The organism is Vibrio sp. Y176, from assembly GCF_033438945.1.
In genome coordinates this window covers 778,049-796,631 of the sequence record NZ_JAWOQS010000002.1, presented here as the reverse complement: position 1 = coordinate 796,631, position 18,583 = coordinate 778,049, and the positions used below count along the sequence as shown (strand labels likewise).

The following is an 18,583-nucleotide window of genomic DNA, read 5'->3' as shown; positions in this document are numbered from 1 at the left end:
GAGGTATCAATGAGATACCGAGAGCCTTAGATCGTATGCATCTTAAAGCTCGATAACTAATGTATTGAATCAGAGGCATATTAGTAAGGGGGGAAATCCCTCTATGTTGAGTTTAAGCGTGGGTTTCGATCCGTTTCAGGGACGACTTATCTAATATGGAGCACGGTGTTTTACAAAATAACGGATTGTTCGGTAATAAGGATCTTTACATTGATTGATTATGTATAAGTAAGGTGTTGCCTATCTATCCGTTTTTGTTAATAAAATTGGTTGCTCACTGACCGTAAATTAATCTCGCATGATCATCGTTCCGGAACTATGATCATGTAAATGAACTTGATCATGCTGATTTGATCTTGTCGATTGAGTTGGGTAAAAGTTGCAACCCAACAAAGAAGGTATATGATGCGAAGACGTAGGCTGACCGTGTAAAGACGACTGTTTAAAATGAATGACTCAGATAACCAAAAAATCCTTTCATATCAAGAGATTATGCTGCCGAAGCCGGCGGAGCTGATCACACTTCCGTCTTATATGGATTGCCACGATCATTCTTATACGCAGATCGTGATTGGTTTAAAAGGGCAAGCCGAATTTGAAGTGCGCGGGCGAGGTAATCTTGTCGGCCCTGGTCAAGGTTGTGTGGTCACCGCATGCTCTGATCATGCTTTCGGTGGCGTCATCAATCAATCGGATATTTTGGTGCTGAATATGCCCAAACCGACAAATGATGATCCTGAAATGCTTCAAAAAATCAATAACCTGGAGAGAGATCATGTCTACTTCCAGTTAGATAGTCAAATTCAGAAGTTGATACAGATGTTGGTTCAGGAAATGCGAAACCATCCGGATGACCTGCTGTTAAGTCGTGCGTGTAACGACACTGTGATTGCATTAATGCAGCGCCATATCTCGGCATTTGAGACCAGTCGAAAAGAGTCGCGCTTTGATTTGGAGGCGATTGATCGTTACATTGAGCAGCACCTGAGTCATAAGATTAGTGTGGCTCAATTGGCCGGGCGAGTGTTTCTTGGGGAAAGTCAGTTCCATTGCTTGTTTAAAGAGCAGATGGGGATTACACCTCATCAATATGTTCTTGGAAAGCGTATCGACATGGCTCGTGAATTAATCGAGCAAGGGCACCTTTCTTTAGGGCAAATTGCCGAGTTTACTGGCTTCTCAAGCCAGAGTACTTTTACTCATACTTTTACTCGCTTACAGGGAATATCACCTTCCCGTTATAAAAAACAAGTTGGATAACAACGCGTTTTTTTAGGTCAAATAATCATCAATCAGAATAAAGCCATGCACTATGCATGGTTTTTTTATGTTTTATTCACGTGACCTATCTCTCGTTTTTTTAAATTCTCTGTTCTTTGCAGTGGTTGATATGCCACTTGATCCTACATTTTCCCTTAGAACGAGCTCTTCACAAAAATCTTATTGATATTCTTGATATTTTGTTGTGAATGCAATGAAAAAATTAAAATTTACAACACAAAATATTACCTATTTGAATGTGACTATGTGGATGTTTTGTTATAAAAGCGAGTTTTTGGCAAAAATGTCGTAGTTTTTGACAAGTATTCTTATCGGCCTCAAAATACACTGCCAGCCATTGACAATCCTCGAAGCGGTTTTCGAGGAGTGAGATTGAGGAACACACATGTTTACAGCTACGAACGTGTTGACACCGGAATTTATCGGGCAGCCGCTTGATAAGTTGTGGTCACTGATCTCGCCATTATATATGGTGGACGAGTCTCAATGGCTAGAGCAACTATTGCCACTAGCGACGCCGACAGAGGATGAAAAATCGGCGATCACTACCCAAACGACCCACCTTATCGAAGCCATTCGTGCCGATAAGAAGTCAATCCAGATGATTGATGCTTTATTGCTGGAATACAGCTTAGATACTCAAGAAGGTATCTTGCTGATGTGTCTTGCAGAAGCATTAATGCGCATCCCAGATGCCGCGACAGCAGATTCTTTGATTAAAGATAAGTTGAGTGTCGCAGACTGGAAATCTCACCTGAAGAACTCTGACTCTGTGTTTGTTAACGCATCAACATGGGGCCTCATGCTAACAGGTAAAGTGGTTGGTCTTGGTGAGCAAGGCACCCAGAGCCCAGGTCAGGCTGTAAACCGTCTGGTAAATAAATTCTCTGAGCCCGTGATTCGTAAAGCCATGTATCAGGCAATGAAGATCATGGGTCACCAGTTTGTTCGTGGTCGTACGATTGAAGAAGCGCAAAAGAACGGTCGTCCGATGCGCGACAGAGGTTTCACCTACTCATTTGATATGTTAGGTGAGGCGGCGTTAACTACAGCGGACGCGAACAAGTACTTCAAAGATTACCTAATGGCGATCGAAGCGGTAGGTCGAGAAACTTACGGCAATGACACCAGTCCAGCGCCTTCGATTTCCATCAAGCTTTCTGCATTACACCCGCGCTACGAAGTCGCAAATGAAGAACGTGTAATGACAGAGTTGTATGACTCACTAATGCAACTACTAAAACGTGCTATTGAAGTCGACGTTGCAATCACAATCGATGCAGAAGAGGCGGATCGCCTTGAGCTTTCTCTGAAGCTATTTGAGAAAGTGTACCGTAGCGATCTTGTGAAAGGTTGGGGCAAGTTTGGTTTAGTTATTCAAGCTTACTCAAAACGTGCGCTACCAGTCTTGGTGTGGCTAAATGCACTCGCAAAAGAGCAAGGTGACGTTATTCCTCTGCGTTTGGTTAAAGGCGCGTACTGGGACAGCGAAATCAAGTGGTCTCAACAAGCGGGTTATGCAAATTACCCAGTATACACTCGCAAAGAAGCGACGGACGTTGCATACCTAGCTTGTGCTCGTTTCCTACTTAGCGAAGGTGTTCGCGGTAATATCTACCCACAATTTGCAAGCCACAATGCTCACACGGTTACGGCAATTGCTGTCATGGCGGAGCACAAAGAATACGAGTTCCAGCGCCTGCATGGTATGGGTGATTCACTGTATAACCATGTTATGAAAATGTACGGTCAGCCAGTACGTATTTATGCTCCTGTCGGTAGCCATGCTGATCTGCTTCCGTACTTGGTTCGTCGTCTGCTTGAAAATGGTGCGAACAGCTCGTTTGTACACCGTCTAGTTGATGCGCGTTGTCCAATTTACGAGTTGACTCATCACCCTGTGGATGTGTTGACGGGTTTTGACACGCTACACAACGACAAGATCCCATTACCTGCCGACATTTTCCCTGAGCGTAAGAACTCATATGGCGTCAACATCGACATCGACAGTGAAGCGAAGCCATTTGAAGCTCAGGTCGAAAGCTTCATGGACAACCAGTGGGTTGCAGGCCCGATGATCAATGGTGAACGCTTTGCCGAAAGCATGATCAAGGAAAATGCGGCTGAGATCATCACCGCACCATACGATCGCCGAATTGAAGTCGGCAAAGTGGCATTTGCAACTCTTGATCACGTTTCCGCTGCAATTGATGCGGCGCAAACTGCTTTCTCTGATTGGAAAGCCGTTCCTGTAGAACAAAAAGCGGCTTGTTTAGAAAAGCTTGCTGACTTAATGGAAGAAAACCTAGCTGAGCTGGTGGCGATTTGTCACAAAGAAGCGGGTAAAACGATTCACGATAGCATTGATGAAGTTCGTGAAGCGGTGGATTTCTGTCGTTATTACGCGAAACAAGCGCAAAACCTACAGCCATTTGAGCTAGAAGGCTTTGATGGTGTGAAACGCATTTCTAGCCGTGAAGGTCTTGGTGTGTTTGTGTGTATTAGCCCTTGGAACTTCCCGTTGGCTATCTTCCTTGGTCAGGTGACGGCAGCACTGATTGCGGGTAACACAGTGGTTGCAAAACCTGCTGAGCAAACAAGCTTAATTGCCGCTCGCGCTATTGAACTAATGCTTGATGCTGGTTTCCCTGCAGGTGTGATTCAGTTACTTACTGGTCGCGGCGCTGAGATTGGTCATGCACTGACTTCTCATGATGCTATTGCTGGTGTGGCATTCACTGGCTCAACGGCAACGGCGCAACGCATTAACGTCACGCTTGCGGAGCGCAGCGCGAAACCGGTTCCGTTTATTGCGGAAACAGGTGGTCAAAACGCAATGATCGTGGACAGTACTGCATTGCCAGAGCAGGTGGTGCGTGATGTGATTCGTTCGGCGTTTGCATCTGCAGGTCAGCGTTGTTCTGCCCTTCGTGTTCTATTTGTACAAGAAGATGTAGCAGACCGTATGATCAACCTGATTCAAGGTGCGATGAATGAGCTGCATGTTGGTTTACCTTACCTACACAAAACGGATGTTGGTCCGGTTATCGACAGCAATGCAAAACAAAAACTCCTCGCTCACCTTGAGCAAATGAGCAAAACACAGACTAAAGTCGCTCAGCTACAGCTGGATGAATCGTGCCAGCATGGTGACTTTGTCTCACCAAGTGCGTTTGAAATCTCGGGCATCGATGTGCTGAAAGAAGAACAATTTGGTCCAATCTTGCACATTGTTCGCTTTAAAGCGTCTGAATTACCGAACGTGGTTGCGCAGATCAACAGAACGGGTTTTGGCTTGACGATGGGTATCCATAGCCGTAACGAAACCACGTACCGTTGGATTGAGAAACATGCACGAGTAGGTAACTGCTACATCAACCGAGACCAAGTTGGCGCTGTGGTTGGTGTACAGCCGTTTGGTGGTCAAGGCTTGTCGGGTACTGGCCCGAAAGCTGGTGGTCCACACTACCTATTCCGATTTACTCAACATCTTCTTGCTCAAGCAGAAAACGCATAAGGAGTCGCATTATGGTTCATCAGATCACCTATTTTAAAGATGCATTCTCTGCGTGGGAGCAGTGGAATCTGACTGATTTTGATTACAAATGCGAGCATGTTCTGGCATTTAAATCTGCACTAGAAGGGCAGCAGTCTACCGTTGCCAAAGTGGTTTCTTACCACTTGCAACAAGCATCAGCTCTTCTTGCAGAAACTCACCAGTTAGTTGGCCCTACAGGGGAAACTAACGAACTGTATGCCGCAGGACGCGGTGTGGCTTTGGTGATTTGTGAAAACAACATCGAGCCTGCTGATAATGCGTTATACAGTGCTTTTGCGATGATCACCTGTGCCTTAATTGCAGGAAACAGTGTGGTCGTTTGCAGTGACAATGCAGAGCTAAACCAATTGGTTAAGCAAGCTGTAGCGTTGGCAAACTTCCCATCTAACTTAGTCCAGGTTGTTGCGTACGATGCGTCTGCCCCGTTGCTTGAGAGCGATGTACGTAGTGTGGGTTATGTTGGGCGTTCACAGATTGAGCATGCGCTCAATCTTCAACTAGCTAAGCGTGACGGTGCAATCGTCGGCTTAGTTTCTGAAACGGATTTAGAGTCACCGAAATTGGCTCATGATCCTCATCTCTCGTTGCGCTTCATTACTGAGCGCACTCGAACGATAAATATTACCGCGGTGGGTGGTAACGCGACTCTACTCGAGTTGGGGAACGAAACTCACTAACCTGACTTGTAATGCCAATCTGGAGTAACTGGACTGAGAGCCGGTCCAGATTGGTTTTTTATACTCTGATGTATTGCTGAGACGGTAAAATATCAGGGCAGGCAAGGAAGGAAATAATTATAACGAGGACTATCTAATGATAGAAAATAGCTTTGCTATCACGTCCACTTTTGTGGCGTATTTACTGATTATGGTTGCTATTGGCGTTTACGCGTATAAGAGGACTTCCAATTCATCTGACTACTTCCTAGGTGGCCGTAGCCTAGGTCCGTGGCCTGCTGCATTATCTGCAGGTGCTTCAGACATGAGTGGTTGGTTGCTGCTAGGTTTGCCTGGCTATGCGTACGCTGCGGGTATCGAGGCCTTCTGGTTAGCCGGCGGTCTACTTCTTGGTACATGGGCAAACTGGCTCATCAGTGCAAAACGCCTACGTACCTACAGTATCCAAACTGACGCGCTAACGTTGCCAGAGTTCCTGTCACGTCGCTTCAACGATAAGTCGAAACTGATTCAGACAATCTCTGCGTTTTTCATTCTTCTATTTTTCCTTTTCTACACCAGCTCAGGTTTGGTCGCAGGGGGCAAACTGTTTGAGACGGTATTCGGTCTAGATTATACCTACGCTGTTATCATCGGTACGGTGTGTGTCGTTTCTTACACACTATTCGGTGGTTTCCTAGCGGTATCTTGGACTGACTTAGTGCAAGGTCTTCTAATGGCGGCTGCGCTAATGATTGTTCCTATAGCGGTAATGGACGGTGGTTTAGGTCAGCTAAGTTCTGATCTACATGACATCAACCCAGAACTTGCAACGCTATGGAATGACGCGAAAGGCGAACCATTATCTGCGATTGCCATTATCTCTCTAGCGGCGTGGGGCCTTGGTTACTTTGGTCAGCCACACATCCTAGCGCGTTTTAAAGCGTCTCGTTCAAACAAAGATCTAACGACTGCACGTCGTATCGCAGTGATTTGGACGGCACTATCTATGGTTGGTGCAATGCTTGTTGGTCTTGTTGGTCTGGTTTGGGTTACGGGTCATCCGGGTACTCAACTAGAAGACGGTGAGAAGATCTTCATGCTATTGGTTAACGCAGTATTCCACCCTGTCGTTGCGGGTATGTTGTTAGCAGCAATCCTAGCGGCGGTAATGAGTACCGCTGACTCACAGCTCCTTGTTTCATCTTCAGCGCTTGCAGAAGATTTCTACAAGCAAGTATTCAAGCCAGAAGCGTCTTCTGAAGAAATCGTAATGATTGGTCGTATCGGTGTTATCGTTATTTCGCTTGTTGCGCTATTCCTAGCGATGACGCCTGATAGCTCAGTACTCGGTCTTGTATCTTACGCTTGGGCTGGTTTTGGTGCGGCATTTGGTCCTGCGGTTGTACTTAGCCTTTACTGGAGCGGTATGAACCGTAACGGCGCGTTAGCAGGTATTCTTGTTGGTGGTATCACTATCGTAGTTTGGAAGCAGCTAACAGGCGGTTGGTTTGATGTGTACGAAATCGTACCGGGCATCATCTTCTCTACGCTTGCCATCATTGTGGTAAGTAAAGCAACGGGTGGTGCTGCGCAAGACGTGTTAGACCAACACCAGTCGTTCGAGAAAAAACTGGTTGAACTAGACTAGTAACTTCCCGTATATGAACACAAAGCCCGCTATTTTAGCGGGCTTTGTTTTATCTGAAACTTAATTAGCGTTAATGGTGGTAGCTTGAGATCAGAGCTTAGCATTGCTCGGTTAGATTGGAGTGTTAGTCGCGACGAATTTTGGCGTAAATAACGGTGTTACTCAGCTCTCCCGATGTAGTCAGACGTTCGTTTCTGAGCTCTCCTTCGAACTCATAACCACAGCGTTCGGCTACAGCCCGGCTCTTTTGGTTGGTGCTATCAGCATGAATTGCGATTCTCTTGGCGCCCAAGTCATCAAACGCATAGCGCTCAACTTCGAGCACAGCCTCGGCAACATAACCATTGCCAACGGCAGCATTATCTAACCAATAACCTATCTCAAAGGATGGTACGTCGGGATCTCGAATCATCAAGCCTACCGCACCCAGTAAGCGATCGCTTTCCTTTTCAATCATGTAGTAACGCAGCTCTTCTTCGAAGTTTTCAAAGTTTGCGATGGCTTTCTCTGTCCCTTCTATCATCGCTTCTAATGTCAGCACATGAGGCACCCACGGCAGATAGACTTCGAGAGTCTTTTGGCTGCGAACGACAGCTTGATGCGCCTCTTCGGCTCGTTCTAAACAAGCAGGGATGAGTTTGAGACGTTTCGTTTCCATGCCGACTCTCCTATGGGTGAAAAATGAACGGAAAATCATTTAAACAGATGTACTTAGAATGATCTAGTCAACGCCGTCATATTATTCACTTGGTTTGCCAGAGAGAAACTGGGAGAATCGAACCGTTATCAAACCAACTAGGTTCATTATGAAACTTTTAGTAAGAAACTTGGCTCGTCACATGACCGAGCAAGATATCCGCAAATTATTCTCAGCGTACGGCAAAGTAGAACTGTGTTCGCTAGTGCTTGATCAAGACACGGGTTTGTCGAAAGGCTTCGGTTTTGTCATCATGCCGGACGAAGCAGAAGCCATTTCTGCTCTTGAAGCACTGAATTTGACGAACGTAGAAAAAAGCAAAATTCGCGTGAAAGTCGCGCAAGACTAACACAGAGAAAAGCCAGCGTTATTGCTGGCTTTTTTGTCTTTCTATTTAGAGACCAAATTGGCAACATTCTAGAATGTCTTCTCTTTTCGTTTTAGCGAGATTGATCATCAATTCTCTCTTCAAGTTGTTTCATTAAATCCTTTAACTGTAGAGAATCGAAATTGTCTGAATTCGGCACTTGGTAAGCGTCGTTGACTGTGTAGAGCATCAAACTTTTGCTAGAGAAGAACTCTTTCTGTATTTGGACTTTGACAATGTCATCAATAGGTAGACGGAAGTAAACCGTTGAGCCCTGGCGGTACTTCAAGGTGTTGGTGCTTGCATCGATATCTAGCGTTTTAGGATTGAACGCGCGGCGCGTGAAGTACGTTGAGAGCAGTTTCAATCCTATTATTGTGAGTGCTACGAGTCCAAACTCGACGATCTTGTCTGCTAGGTAGGAAAAATAGAACAGCGACAACACTACAGTTCCTAGCAAGAAAGGGTTGTTCTTGGGCAGATTTTGTGAAGTTTCATGGATGATCATCCGACATATCCCTCGACTTTATTCAGAAGCGACGAACGTGAGTTGGTAGACACAAACCTTTCGTTCTTTGCCTTGCATGCGCAATGTTTTGTCACCGATGTAAGGGATATTTAGTTTTTGGATCACCGATTTAGAACGCTGATTGTCCACCAAATGCATCACGGTTATTCCGTTTAACTCAAAGTGCATTCGAGCAAATTCGAGTAAGGCTTTGGAGGCCTCGAATGCATAGCCTTTCCCCCAATGTGGCACGCCAACCCAGTAGCCTAATGTACCGTAGCCCTCTTCGATACGCGGTAAACTCACTGCACCAAGTAACTCCCCCGTGTTTCGCAAGGTAATAGCGTACGCCACGCCTTGATGCTGCTGATACATCGGATCGTGCCTATCTATCCATGCTTGCGCCATCGGTCGCTCATAAGGATGAGGGATGTTTGCTGTCATGTCGGCAATTCGCTTATCTCCAGCGAGTAAAGCCACTTGTTGGCAGTCATCGATATTGAATGGCCGGAGGACGAGTCTTTCGGTAGTGAGAATCGGTTGTATCGTCATGCATTTCTTCCTTGATGAGACGGCTATAGCTGCTAGCAACTGGTTTGCGGGGTAAATCAAGATAACAAGGCGTCTCGAAAGCTCGATCTAGCCAGCTGTAAAGTTGTCATGCGCCTTACCAAATAATAAGCCCGAACAATTGCTTATGTGTAATGTGTCGTATTATTACACACATAAGCACGTTTGCTCATAATGATGGTATAAAAGTTGAGGTCTGACCAATGTCTCAGTTTTTTGATACTTTCGTTCAATTTTTTGAAGATAGGGCACAAAAAATTAAAGGAGCTTTTTAATTGTGGAATTATTTTGAACAAAATATGTCAATTGTCAGTAGGACGAAAAAGTAGGGAGAAGAGAAATGCCGGATATATATTGCGCAGCTTGTAGAAAATCAACGCAACATAAAGTGATTATGAAGCGTTGCGAGCCTCAGTCTGTTGAGTCGTTAACAGGCAAAATGGTGAGTTTTACACAGCTGATGGCGAAATTTGTATCAGGTGAACATTATTACGAGATGGAGCCTCAATACTACTGCCGTTGTTGTAATCATCGTGCAATTGGAGAGGTTGTTCCACATCCTACACGGCATACATCGGCCGCACTCTAATTCTGAGTGATAGCCATGATTAATGGCTAAATAGGGCGGCTTTGCCCGAACGACATATCTATACAGGCGTGTCATGCGCTTTCAAATTTGCGATTCCGCGGGAGCCGCTAGGTTGCTTTTTCTCTTCATATCACGGTTACTAAGTGAGCGGCAATAATCATAGCTCTTTCCCTCCTTCGTTGTTTTCTGGTTATTCTCTGCTGAATTTCACATGCTGTGCATTTGATGGTTTGCAATTGTTTGAGCAACGATTAATGTGATGCTTTCTAAGTGGTTACAAGGAAGTGGGTTAATGAGTTATCAATTGGACCGGATTGATTTACATATTTTGAGAGTGCTTCATTCGAGAGGCAGAATTCCAGTTGTAGAACTAGCAAAGCTGATTAACTTAACGACTTCTCCATGTTCTGACCGTGTAAAGCGACTAGAAAAAGAAGGGTATATCAATGGTTACCATGCAGAGTTAAATGCGGAAAAGTTGGGGCTGGATGTGCAAGTATTCATCCATATTCGTTTAGACCAAACCAGTTTTTCTATTTTTGAAAAGTTTGCGAAAGCGGTGGAATTGATGCCTGAAATTGAGGAGTGTTACTCGCTCTCTGGAGATTTCGATACCATGATAAAAGTTCGTGTTAAGAGCATGAAAGCGTATCAGGAGTTTATGTCGAGCAAGTTAGGTACGCTTCCGGGCGTGATTCAAACTCGTAGTGAAGTGGTCATAGAAGAACATAAAACGGGATTTGGTGTTAATCCCGAGCTCCTTGGTTAGGCGAGGCATGTGTTGAGCCTCCTTATTTAGCGTGGCTTGGCGTATTATTTTTTCAAGATAAAAAAAGGAGCCGAAGCTCCTTTTTAATAAATCGGTGAGCGATTATGCCCCGATAAAGGTGCTGATAACGCCAATTAAACCACCAAAAACACCGCCCCAAACGACTAGCCAGCCAAGGTGTTGTTTGATCATCTTTTGCACCATTTCTTTAACTAATGCCGGTGTTAATTCGCTTAAACGTTGATCGATGATACCTTCAATGTTCTGCTTTATCTCATCCATCATTGCAGGAGATTCGAATTGCTCTTTCAGTGCTTCTTTGATGTTATCGCTCTTGCTCAACTCAATGATGGATTCTTGCATCTTTTCGACGAAAGGTTGGCGCATGGGTTGTAGCGCTTCCGAGCCGCCAAACATCGCTAGCATGCTACCAAACTGAGAGCCTTCAATTACTTCCACTAGGGAATCAAATGCTGGATTTAAATCTACTTTCTCAATTACTGGTTGAAGATCGATGTTCACACCGCCCGCCATTTCTTTATTCAAGAATCGGTCAATGTTCGCTTCAGTAAAAAACTGTTCCATCATTAAGTTTTTGATAGCCAGTTTAAACTCTTCAAATCGCGCGGGGATCACGCCAGAACCGTATAATCCAGGCACTTTCTCAAACAGCATATGGATGGCAAGCCAGTTGGTGATGGCGCCTGAGAACGCAAACAGCCCTGCATACCAAAGATAGTCGTTTTGTAATTGATGACCTCCAGCCATCAAAGCGATAGCGAGGACATTCGTTAGCAAACTTTTGTTCATAGTGACCAGTTATATATGAATATCGGAAAGAATAAGTGGGCCTGATTCTATACCTAAGTCACATTAAGATGCTAGGTTTTGCCGTGATGAGTAGTCTTGTAGAGAAGGGACAAAAAATGAATGTTCAGAAAAACAAAACCCGACAATCATTGTCGGGCCACTGCTTTTTCTTAGAAAAACTAAGATTCTATTTTTAATTTTAGATGCGGTAGATCTTACAACAAAGTTGGCATTTCCATCTTTCTGAGTAGCCGAATAGCTTGTCAGCCCAACTTGGTTTGAGTTGTACGATCTGCATTGAACCACATTTACACATAAGCTAATTACCTTATTGTTAATATAATAACTAAGCCATCTATTGAGTATAGCTGTTTCTCAAAAAGTGAAATGACAAATGAAGACGGCTCAATACTCTGTATTGTGTTCATTGCAATGGATACGCAACGAGGCGGTATATTAGCAGAAAAAGTGTGAGCTTTATCATGGAGAGTGTTTCATATATGAGAAACCACAATGGCTATATGAGCATCTAGCCATGGATTAAAATAAAAAACGGCGCTTAAAGCGCCGTTTTTATTGAGCTTATCACTCGTTAAGAAGCGTGTTGATTGTCTAGTTCTTCAGCGATAAATCCGCCAGTTTGATGCGCCCAAAGCTGGGCGTAAATGCCGTTATTCGCAATGAGTTCTTGATGAGAACCTTGTTCAACGATGCTGCCTTTATCTAGCACGATGAGGCGATCCATTTGTGCGATGGTCGATAATCGGTGAGCGATAGCAATAACCGTTTTCCCTTGCATTAATTCATTCAAGCTTTCCTGAATCGCCGCTTCGACTTCTGAATCCAGAGCCGATGTTGCTTCATCCAATACCAGCAATGGTGCATCTTTGAGTAGCACACGAGATATTGCGATACGCTGACGTTGGCCGCCAGACAGTTTCACACCACGTTCACCAACTTGCGCATCGTATCCGACATTACCAAATGGGTCGGTCAGAGTTTCGATAAACTCATGGGCATGCGCTTGCTTAGTGGCTTTCAGCAAATCTTCTTCTGTCGCATCTGGATTGCCATACAAAATATTGTCACGAATTGAACGGTGTAGCAGAGAAGTATCTTGGGTCACCATACCGATCTTTGAACGCAAAGAGTCTTGTGTGACTTCTGAGATGTTCTGTCCATCGATCTTAATGCTGCCGTCTTCGACATCGTGGAAACGAAGTAACAAGTTCACCAAAGTCGATTTTCCGGCGCCGGAGCGCCCAACTAAGCCGACTTTCTCTCCTGGTTTGATGTTGAGGTCGAGATGGCTAATCACGCCTTTGTTCTCACCGTAATGGAAGCTGACGTTATCAAAGTGAATGCCTCCTTCAGTGACAACCAAGTCTTTTGCGCCTGGTTTATCTTTAATATCAATAGGCTTAGAGAGCGTTTTCATTCCATCGACAACGGTTCCCATGTTTTCAAAGAGGGCGCCAACTTCCCACATTATCCACATCGACATACCGTTTACGCGCAATGCAAGACTAACAGCAATCGCAATCGCGCCAACGCTAATGGCACTATCCAACCACAGGTAAATCGATAAAGCAGCAACGGAAAATACCAAAATATAGTTTGAGATCTCTACAGCGACGTCGAAGCCGGTCACTAGGCGCATTTGACGATAGACCGTATTTAAAAATCCTTTCATGCCTTGCTCGGCATATTGGGTTTCGCGCTGGCTATGAGAAAACAGTTTGACGGTTTGAATATTGGTATAACTGTCGACGATGCGCCCTGTCATTGTCGAACGTGCATCGGCCTGCGCTGAAGCGACGTCTTTGAGCTTAGGGACAAAATAGATTTGGATAGCGATGTAAGCGAGTAGCCAGACAATCATTGGGATCATCAAACGCCAGTCTGCCGTCGCTAACATAATGATCATGCTGGTAAAGTAAACCGTAACGTAAACAAACACATCCATAGCTTTCATCACGGTTTCGCGCACAGCTAATGAGGTTTGCATGACTTTCGTTGCGACTCGACCTGCAAAATCATCTTGATAGAAGTTCAAGCTTTGATTGAGCAAATACCGGTGTGCAAGCCAGCGGATAGACATTGGGTAGTTGCCCAATAACGTTTGATGAACGAGCAACGAGTACAAGATCACCAATATAGGCATGACAACCAGCAATAAGGCTCCGTAGAAAATCAAATCCGATTTGTTGTCTTGTAAGAACGTTTCTGGATTGCTGGTAGACAACCAATCAACCAATTGTCCCATGGCGCCAAACAACATTACCTCAACAACAGCCACAATTGTGGCCATCAAAGACATGATGATCAAAGGCTTTTCATAACCACGAGTGTAATAACGCAGAAAAGCGAACATCCCTGAAGGAGGCTGATCCGGCGTAGATTTGGGGAACGGCTCTGTAAAGCCTTCAAATCGTTTAAACATAACTCATCCTAAAGTTAAAACAGTGCCATTTGGGGTGGCTAAATCCATCGATTCACGCTGCTTTGGACGAAACCGCGTGTATGAGAGTTTCTTGCCTGCTCCTCGATAAAGCAGACCGATTGACGAGAGGGGCGAAAAAATAGTCTAACCGATTGTGTCTTAAATGTAACTAGTTGGTTATGGGTGTGATTGTCTATGGTTCTGATTCTTATGATGAATTCTTATCATGTTCATCACGGTGCAATAAAAGCTTAAACCTGCAAAGTGACAATAAAATTTAGGGAAAAATGAACTTAATGCAGCAAAAATTACTTTTGGGCAATTAAATTAATTGTCAAAACAGCAAAACTGAAGTTAACAATAAATTTACAATCTCCTCATTCTAGTGATAAGGAATGTATTGGATGCTATTACACGAATCAGTGACCCAATTTGCTAATGGGAAAGAAGAAAGCACGCAAAGTGCTCAGCGCCAAACCGCGAACTGCGTAGTGATGGTGCCACCGAAAGAGTTTCGTTTTAATGAAGAAACCGCACAAGATAATGAGTTCCAACATAAAGTGTCACTCAGCCAAGAAGAAGTCTCACGTCGAGTAATGGCCGAGTTCGCGAGTATGGTTGCAACGCTGCGTCAAGAGGGCGTTCAAGTTGTTGAGTTTGATTATCCAACTTCAGATGTTGCAACGCCAGACGCGGTATTTCCAAACAATTGGTTTAGCACTACGCCAGATGGCACGTTGTACACCTTTCCAATGGCCTGTGAAAACCGTCAAAAAGAAGTACGTCCCGATGCGCTTGTGGCAGCACTAGCGCAAGCAGGGCGAGAAGTTCATCGACGCAGCAGTCTAACTGAATATCTTGACGAGCAAGCGTATTTAGAAAGCACGGGTGTGATGGTGTTTGACCACCTAAATAAAACGGTCTATGCCGCACTCTCACAACGTTGTGATCGTCTGGTTTTAGAAGATTACGCCGATCGTATTGGCTATGAACGAGTGATTTCTTTCCAAACTCGTTTGCCGTCTGGTGCGCCGATTTATCACACCAATGTGATGATGGCGGTTGGCGAACAGTTTTGCGTGATTTGTGACGAAGTGATCCCAGAATTTGAGCGTCGTTTTGTAATGAAGTCACTCGCCAAAGACAAGCAAGTCATCTCAATTTCGCTTGATCAGATGAACCAGTTCTGCGGTAACATTCTGCAACTAGAAACGATCAACGGCGACAAGGTGATTGCGATGTCGCAATCGGCGTACGATGCATTTTCACCAGCACAAAGAAACCAATTGGCAACGCACGGTAAATTGCTGCCATTCGACGTTTCTACCATAGAATCTATTGGTGGTGGTTCGGTTCGTTGCATGTTGGGTGAAGTGTTCTTACCGAATCGTAAAGCTGTGCTTTAATAAACTGCACATTTCTTTTCAGCCGCAGTGAAAGGCTGATGAAGCGTTCTCTTCAAGGTTTTTTAGCCGTTAGCTCTGTGGCAGTACAGACTAACGGCTTTTTTGCGCTTTTTAGTTTTCTGACGATTTGCGTAGGCGACGCTTGGTTTAAGCGCCTAAAATAGGATGGTTCACCTAGCAGATTGTGGTAAAGTCCGCGCCTGCGTTTTACCGCATCTTCATTATTTTTATTGCTTCTTCAACCCAAAGTACAAGGTTTTCGTTAATGCCATTTTCTACTCTCTCATTGAGTTCTGAGCTGATTCACGCACTGCCAAAAGACTTCAAGAAACCGACCGATATTCAAGCGTTGGCCATTCCTGAGCTGTTGGCTGGTCAAGATCTATTGGCTTTGGCAAATACAGGCAGCGGCAAAACCCTTGCTTATGGTTTGCCTTTGTTGGAAAAGCTGGGTGTCAATCCAGAGCAAAAAGCGCTGATTCTTGTGCCAACTCGTGAGCTGGCAATGCAAGTGAGTGAAGCAATTAACCAAGTTGGTCAAGTTCTTGAACTCAACGCAGTGTGTTTGTGTGGCGGCGTTGATAAAGAGCAACAACAGCAGGCGCTAGCGACAAATCCTCATATCCTTGTCGCGACGACAGGTCGTTTGGTTGATCTGGCAAACAACGGTTTAGACTTAAGCAATATCCATTACCTAGTGTTGGATGAAGCGGATCGTCTGTTGGATATGGGCTTTTGGCCTGACGTACAAAATATTGCGGGGCTTATTTCAAACCAGCGTCAAACCGCGATGTTCTCGGCAACGTTTTCAGATGAGTTGAAGGGTAAAGCGAAGCTGCTTATGCCGGCACCAAAGCAAGTTGCAGCGCATCAAGAAAACAGCACCAACCAAGATATTGCTGAAACGCTGTACCTCGTTAACAAAGGCAGTAAAACCAAGGCATTGATTGAACTGATTCAAAAAAACGCGTGGACTCAGGCATTAGTCTTTATTGGTGCGAAAGAGAACGCCGATGGCTTAGCGAAGAAGCTGAATAAAGCGGGCATCTCAACCAATGCGCTGCATGGCAATAAGAGTCAAGATGAGCGAGAAGAAGCACTGGCGCAGTTTAAATCTGGGCAAATTCAGGTGTTGATTGCCACCGATCTACTAGCGCGCGGCATTCACATTGAGCAATTGCCTGTAGTGATCAACTTTGAACTGCCAATGCATGCAGAAACCTATGTTCACCGAGTAGGGCGCACCGCTCGCGCAGGCGAACAAGGTGTGGCGGTGTCATTGGTTTGTCATGGTGAAATGGACGCACTAAGCGCGATTCGTCATCTGACTCAACGTGCATTACCAGTGCAAGATCTGGCAGGTTTTCCAGTAACGGATAAGCCATCAACTGGCGAGAGCAAACGCGCGCCACGCGATAAAAAAGCCAACCGTCGAACTCATGCTAAGAAGAGCATTAAGCAGTTTCAAGGTAAGTCGAAACGCCCAGCCCCGAGTGCGAAGTAAAACAAAAAACACGCTCTTGACGGCATAGTCGGTTCAGAGCATGGCTTACAAATTTTACTTTTGAGTATTAACGGCAGTTGGGCCAATCAAGCGCATTTCCCAATCTTCGACTTCACCAGTTTCTAGACGGCGCTCGACCAGCTTGCCCCAAGACTCGACTAACGGCAGCTCAGACAGCTTAGTGAGTTCTTTTCTATCTAAACAGCCAGTGAAAACCGCACCCATGATACGAGCCAATGGCCATTCTGGATAAGGTCTTTCGCACAGAATAATCTCGTCACCTGCACCGATATCGCCTTCTTCCAGCACTCGGAAATACCAGCCTGTTCGAAGCGTATCTTGCAGTCTTCTCGCCATGTCGTGTTGGTCAAAGCGTACGTTAAGTTTCCAACAAGGCATGCGACCTTGCGACACTTCCAGTAGTGTTGAGCCGATGCGAATTTTATCTTTCAAGCAAATCGTGGATTCGGTGACGCCTTCGGAGCTGATGTTTTCGCCAAAGCCGCCGACGGATTGGAAAATTGGTCTTTCGCCTAATTCTTGTTGCCAGATTGGGTAGTGTTCGCTTGGGTAAATATGAAGCGCTTTTTGAATGCCACCATGAAAGCGCGGATCACCTTGCTCATCACTGATAAAACCGAGCTCTGTTGCATGCTGGCGCTCAGGCAGCACTTGTTTGTTGATTGCGCTTTGCGCACCATGAGCATAAGGGACGGTTTTCCCTGCTAGCACAGCTTTTACGACGCCGATTTTCTTCATGTAACCTCCTTATTATTTGAATGAGAGATAAAGTGTTTACCTTCATTCGCGATGCGGAGCATGATAGCCTAGTAAACTTGTGTCGGTGTAGGGATGAAAAGACAACTAACAATGCTAACTCGCCAAATTGATTCGAAGTCAGGCGTCGTCACCTCCAATGAGATGATGGCCGCGAATCCCCATTCTCCTGTTTTAGTGAAAACCATCGACATGCCAAAAGGTTACATTGATGCGCTGCATCAACACACTTGGCATCAAATCATCTTTCCTATCAAAGGGTTATTGCAAACACAAACTGAGCATTATCAGCACTTGGTTCCGCACACCTCTGCGTTATTTGTTCCTGCGGGTGTTCAACACGAGTCGATTGCTCTAAGCAACACGATATTTGTTGGCATTTACCTCAACCCTGAGTTTGGCGCAACGTACGAGCAACAAGTGAGAACCATTGCTTTAACGCCGTTTTTAAATGAGCTTTTACAAGAGATCCGCAGACAGTGTGAAGGTGAGACAAGCCACGAAGAAGTGCTGCATTTGCTGGCGGTGTTGCATGATCAAATTTTGAAAAGCAACGTGCAGACATTTCAGTTATTGCTGCCACAAGACAGACGACTAAAACTGATTTTCGAGCAATTGACAGACGAGCCCGCGTTAAGCTGTTCGCTAAAAGAGTGGGGGGAGAAATTGGGGCGTCTGAGCGTACTTTATCACGGCTGTTCGCCAAGGAATTCAACACTTCATTTCTACTTTGGCGGCAACAAATTCGGCTAATTTACTCGCTTTCTTTGTTAGATGAATCGTTGCCAATCCAAGCCATTGCAGACCTAGTGGGTTATCAAAATGACTCATCCTACATCAAAGCATTTAAAGCCTATTTTGATATGACGCCACAACAGTTTAGAGTGAACGGCGCATCGCGCAGGTAGAAATACAGAGCTTCGACTTCACTTAATGCTTTTGAGTAGAAGTCGCGAAACTTCCTTTTTGAATTTCAATTACATGGTATGAATAACA

The 18,583-nt window shown here is 45.0% G+C and carries 15 protein-coding genes and 1 pseudogene; 10 read left to right on the top strand and 6 right to left on the bottom strand.

What is annotated here, in order from left to right; translation table 11 throughout:
• Window positions 1–447 precede the first annotated feature (447 nt).
• The 4 genes from R7O13_RS07700 (at window position 448) to putP (ending at window position 7,147) form a co-directional block, all read left to right on the top strand.
• On the top strand, window positions 448–1,260 hold the full coding sequence (locus R7O13_RS07700; protein WP_104976367.1) for an AraC family transcriptional regulator: 813 nt from the start codon (window positions 448–450) through the stop codon (window positions 1,258–1,260).
• Window positions 1,261–1,666: 406 nt separating this feature from the next.
• Complete coding sequence (gene putA, locus R7O13_RS07695; protein WP_318303459.1) at window positions 1,667–4,798, top strand: bifunctional proline dehydrogenase/L-glutamate gamma-semialdehyde dehydrogenase PutA; 3,132 nt, start codon at window positions 1,667–1,669, stop codon at window positions 4,796–4,798.
• Between the two features lie 11 nt (window positions 4,799–4,809).
• The gene (locus R7O13_RS07690) at window positions 4,810–5,517 is read left to right on the top strand and encodes a delta-1-pyrroline-5-carboxylate dehydrogenase (protein WP_005392153.1); all 708 of its coding nucleotides are present in this window, start codon (window positions 4,810–4,812) and stop codon (window positions 5,515–5,517) included.
• Between the two features lie 136 nt (window positions 5,518–5,653).
• Complete coding sequence (gene putP, locus R7O13_RS07685; protein WP_005374582.1) at window positions 5,654–7,147, top strand: sodium/proline symporter PutP; 1,494 nt, start codon at window positions 5,654–5,656, stop codon at window positions 7,145–7,147.
• Between the two features lie 124 nt (window positions 7,148–7,271).
• Here the strand turns inward: putP and R7O13_RS07680 are convergent, their stop codons facing one another.
• Window positions 7,272–7,805: a GNAT family N-acetyltransferase gene (locus R7O13_RS07680; protein ID WP_042522265.1), complete on the bottom strand. Its 534-nt coding sequence runs from the start codon at window positions 7,803–7,805 to the stop codon at window positions 7,272–7,274.
• Window positions 7,806–7,953: 148 nt separating this feature from the next.
• Here R7O13_RS07680 and R7O13_RS07675 point away from each other — a divergent pair, with 148 nt between their 5' ends.
• The gene (locus R7O13_RS07675; RefSeq protein WP_005374587.1) at window positions 7,954–8,193 is read left to right on the top strand and encodes an RNA recognition motif domain-containing protein; all 240 of its coding nucleotides are present in this window, start codon (window positions 7,954–7,956) and stop codon (window positions 8,191–8,193) included.
• A gap of 91 nt (window positions 8,194–8,284) precedes the next feature.
• Here the strand turns inward: R7O13_RS07675 and R7O13_RS07670 are convergent, their stop codons facing one another.
• A complete protein-coding gene (locus tag R7O13_RS07670; RefSeq protein WP_262592633.1) occupies window positions 8,285–8,719 on the bottom strand; it encodes a hypothetical protein in 435 nt (144 codons plus the stop codon).
• Between the two features lie 18 nt (window positions 8,720–8,737).
• Window positions 8,738–9,271 (bottom strand): GNAT family N-acetyltransferase, encoded by a 534-nt coding sequence (locus tag R7O13_RS07665; protein ID WP_085569453.1) that lies wholly within the window; start codon window positions 9,269–9,271, stop codon window positions 8,738–8,740.
• 358 nt (window positions 9,272–9,629) lie between these two features.
• Here R7O13_RS07665 and R7O13_RS07660 point away from each other — a divergent pair, with 358 nt between their 5' ends.
• On the top strand, window positions 9,630–9,878 hold the full coding sequence (locus tag R7O13_RS07660) for a hypothetical protein (RefSeq protein WP_130545664.1): 249 nt from the start codon (window positions 9,630–9,632) through the stop codon (window positions 9,876–9,878).
• A 292-nt stretch (window positions 9,879–10,170) separates the two neighbouring features.
• Complete coding sequence (locus tag R7O13_RS07655; RefSeq protein ID WP_005374595.1) at window positions 10,171–10,647, top strand: Lrp/AsnC family transcriptional regulator; 477 nt, start codon at window positions 10,171–10,173, stop codon at window positions 10,645–10,647.
• Between the two features lie 102 nt (window positions 10,648–10,749).
• Here the strand turns inward: R7O13_RS07655 and R7O13_RS07650 are convergent, their stop codons facing one another.
• Together R7O13_RS07650 and R7O13_RS07645 are read right to left on the bottom strand one after the other, a co-directional pair.
• Window positions 10,750–11,457, bottom strand: a complete 708-nt coding sequence (locus R7O13_RS07650) for a DUF445 domain-containing protein (RefSeq protein WP_213867953.1) — start codon at window positions 11,455–11,457, stop codon at window positions 10,750–10,752.
• Between the two features lie 592 nt (window positions 11,458–12,049).
• Window positions 12,050–13,900, bottom strand: a complete 1,851-nt coding sequence (locus tag R7O13_RS07645) for an ABC transporter ATP-binding protein (protein WP_005374597.1) — start codon at window positions 13,898–13,900, stop codon at window positions 12,050–12,052.
• A 404-nt stretch (window positions 13,901–14,304) separates the two neighbouring features.
• On the opposite strand from R7O13_RS07645, the gene R7O13_RS07640 reads away from it, so the two are divergent.
• Window positions 14,305–15,306 (top strand): arginine deiminase-related protein, encoded by a 1,002-nt coding sequence (locus R7O13_RS07640; RefSeq protein ID WP_005374598.1) that lies wholly within the window; start codon window positions 14,305–14,307, stop codon window positions 15,304–15,306.
• Between the two features lie 265 nt (window positions 15,307–15,571).
• The gene (locus R7O13_RS07635) at window positions 15,572–16,810 is read left to right on the top strand and encodes a DEAD/DEAH box helicase (RefSeq protein WP_213866657.1); all 1,239 of its coding nucleotides are present in this window, start codon (window positions 15,572–15,574) and stop codon (window positions 16,808–16,810) included.
• A gap of 54 nt (window positions 16,811–16,864) precedes the next feature.
• Here R7O13_RS07635 and R7O13_RS07630 read toward each other — a convergent pair whose 3' ends face one another.
• On the bottom strand, window positions 16,865–17,569 hold the full coding sequence (locus R7O13_RS07630) for an MOSC domain-containing protein (RefSeq protein ID WP_213866658.1): 705 nt from the start codon (window positions 17,567–17,569) through the stop codon (window positions 16,865–16,867).
• 111 nt (window positions 17,570–17,680) lie between these two features.
• Between R7O13_RS07630 and R7O13_RS07625 the strand changes: the two are divergent.
• Window positions 17,681–18,495: pseudogene (locus R7O13_RS07625) on the top strand (AraC family transcriptional regulator).
• Window positions 18,496–18,583: the final 88 nt, after the last annotated feature.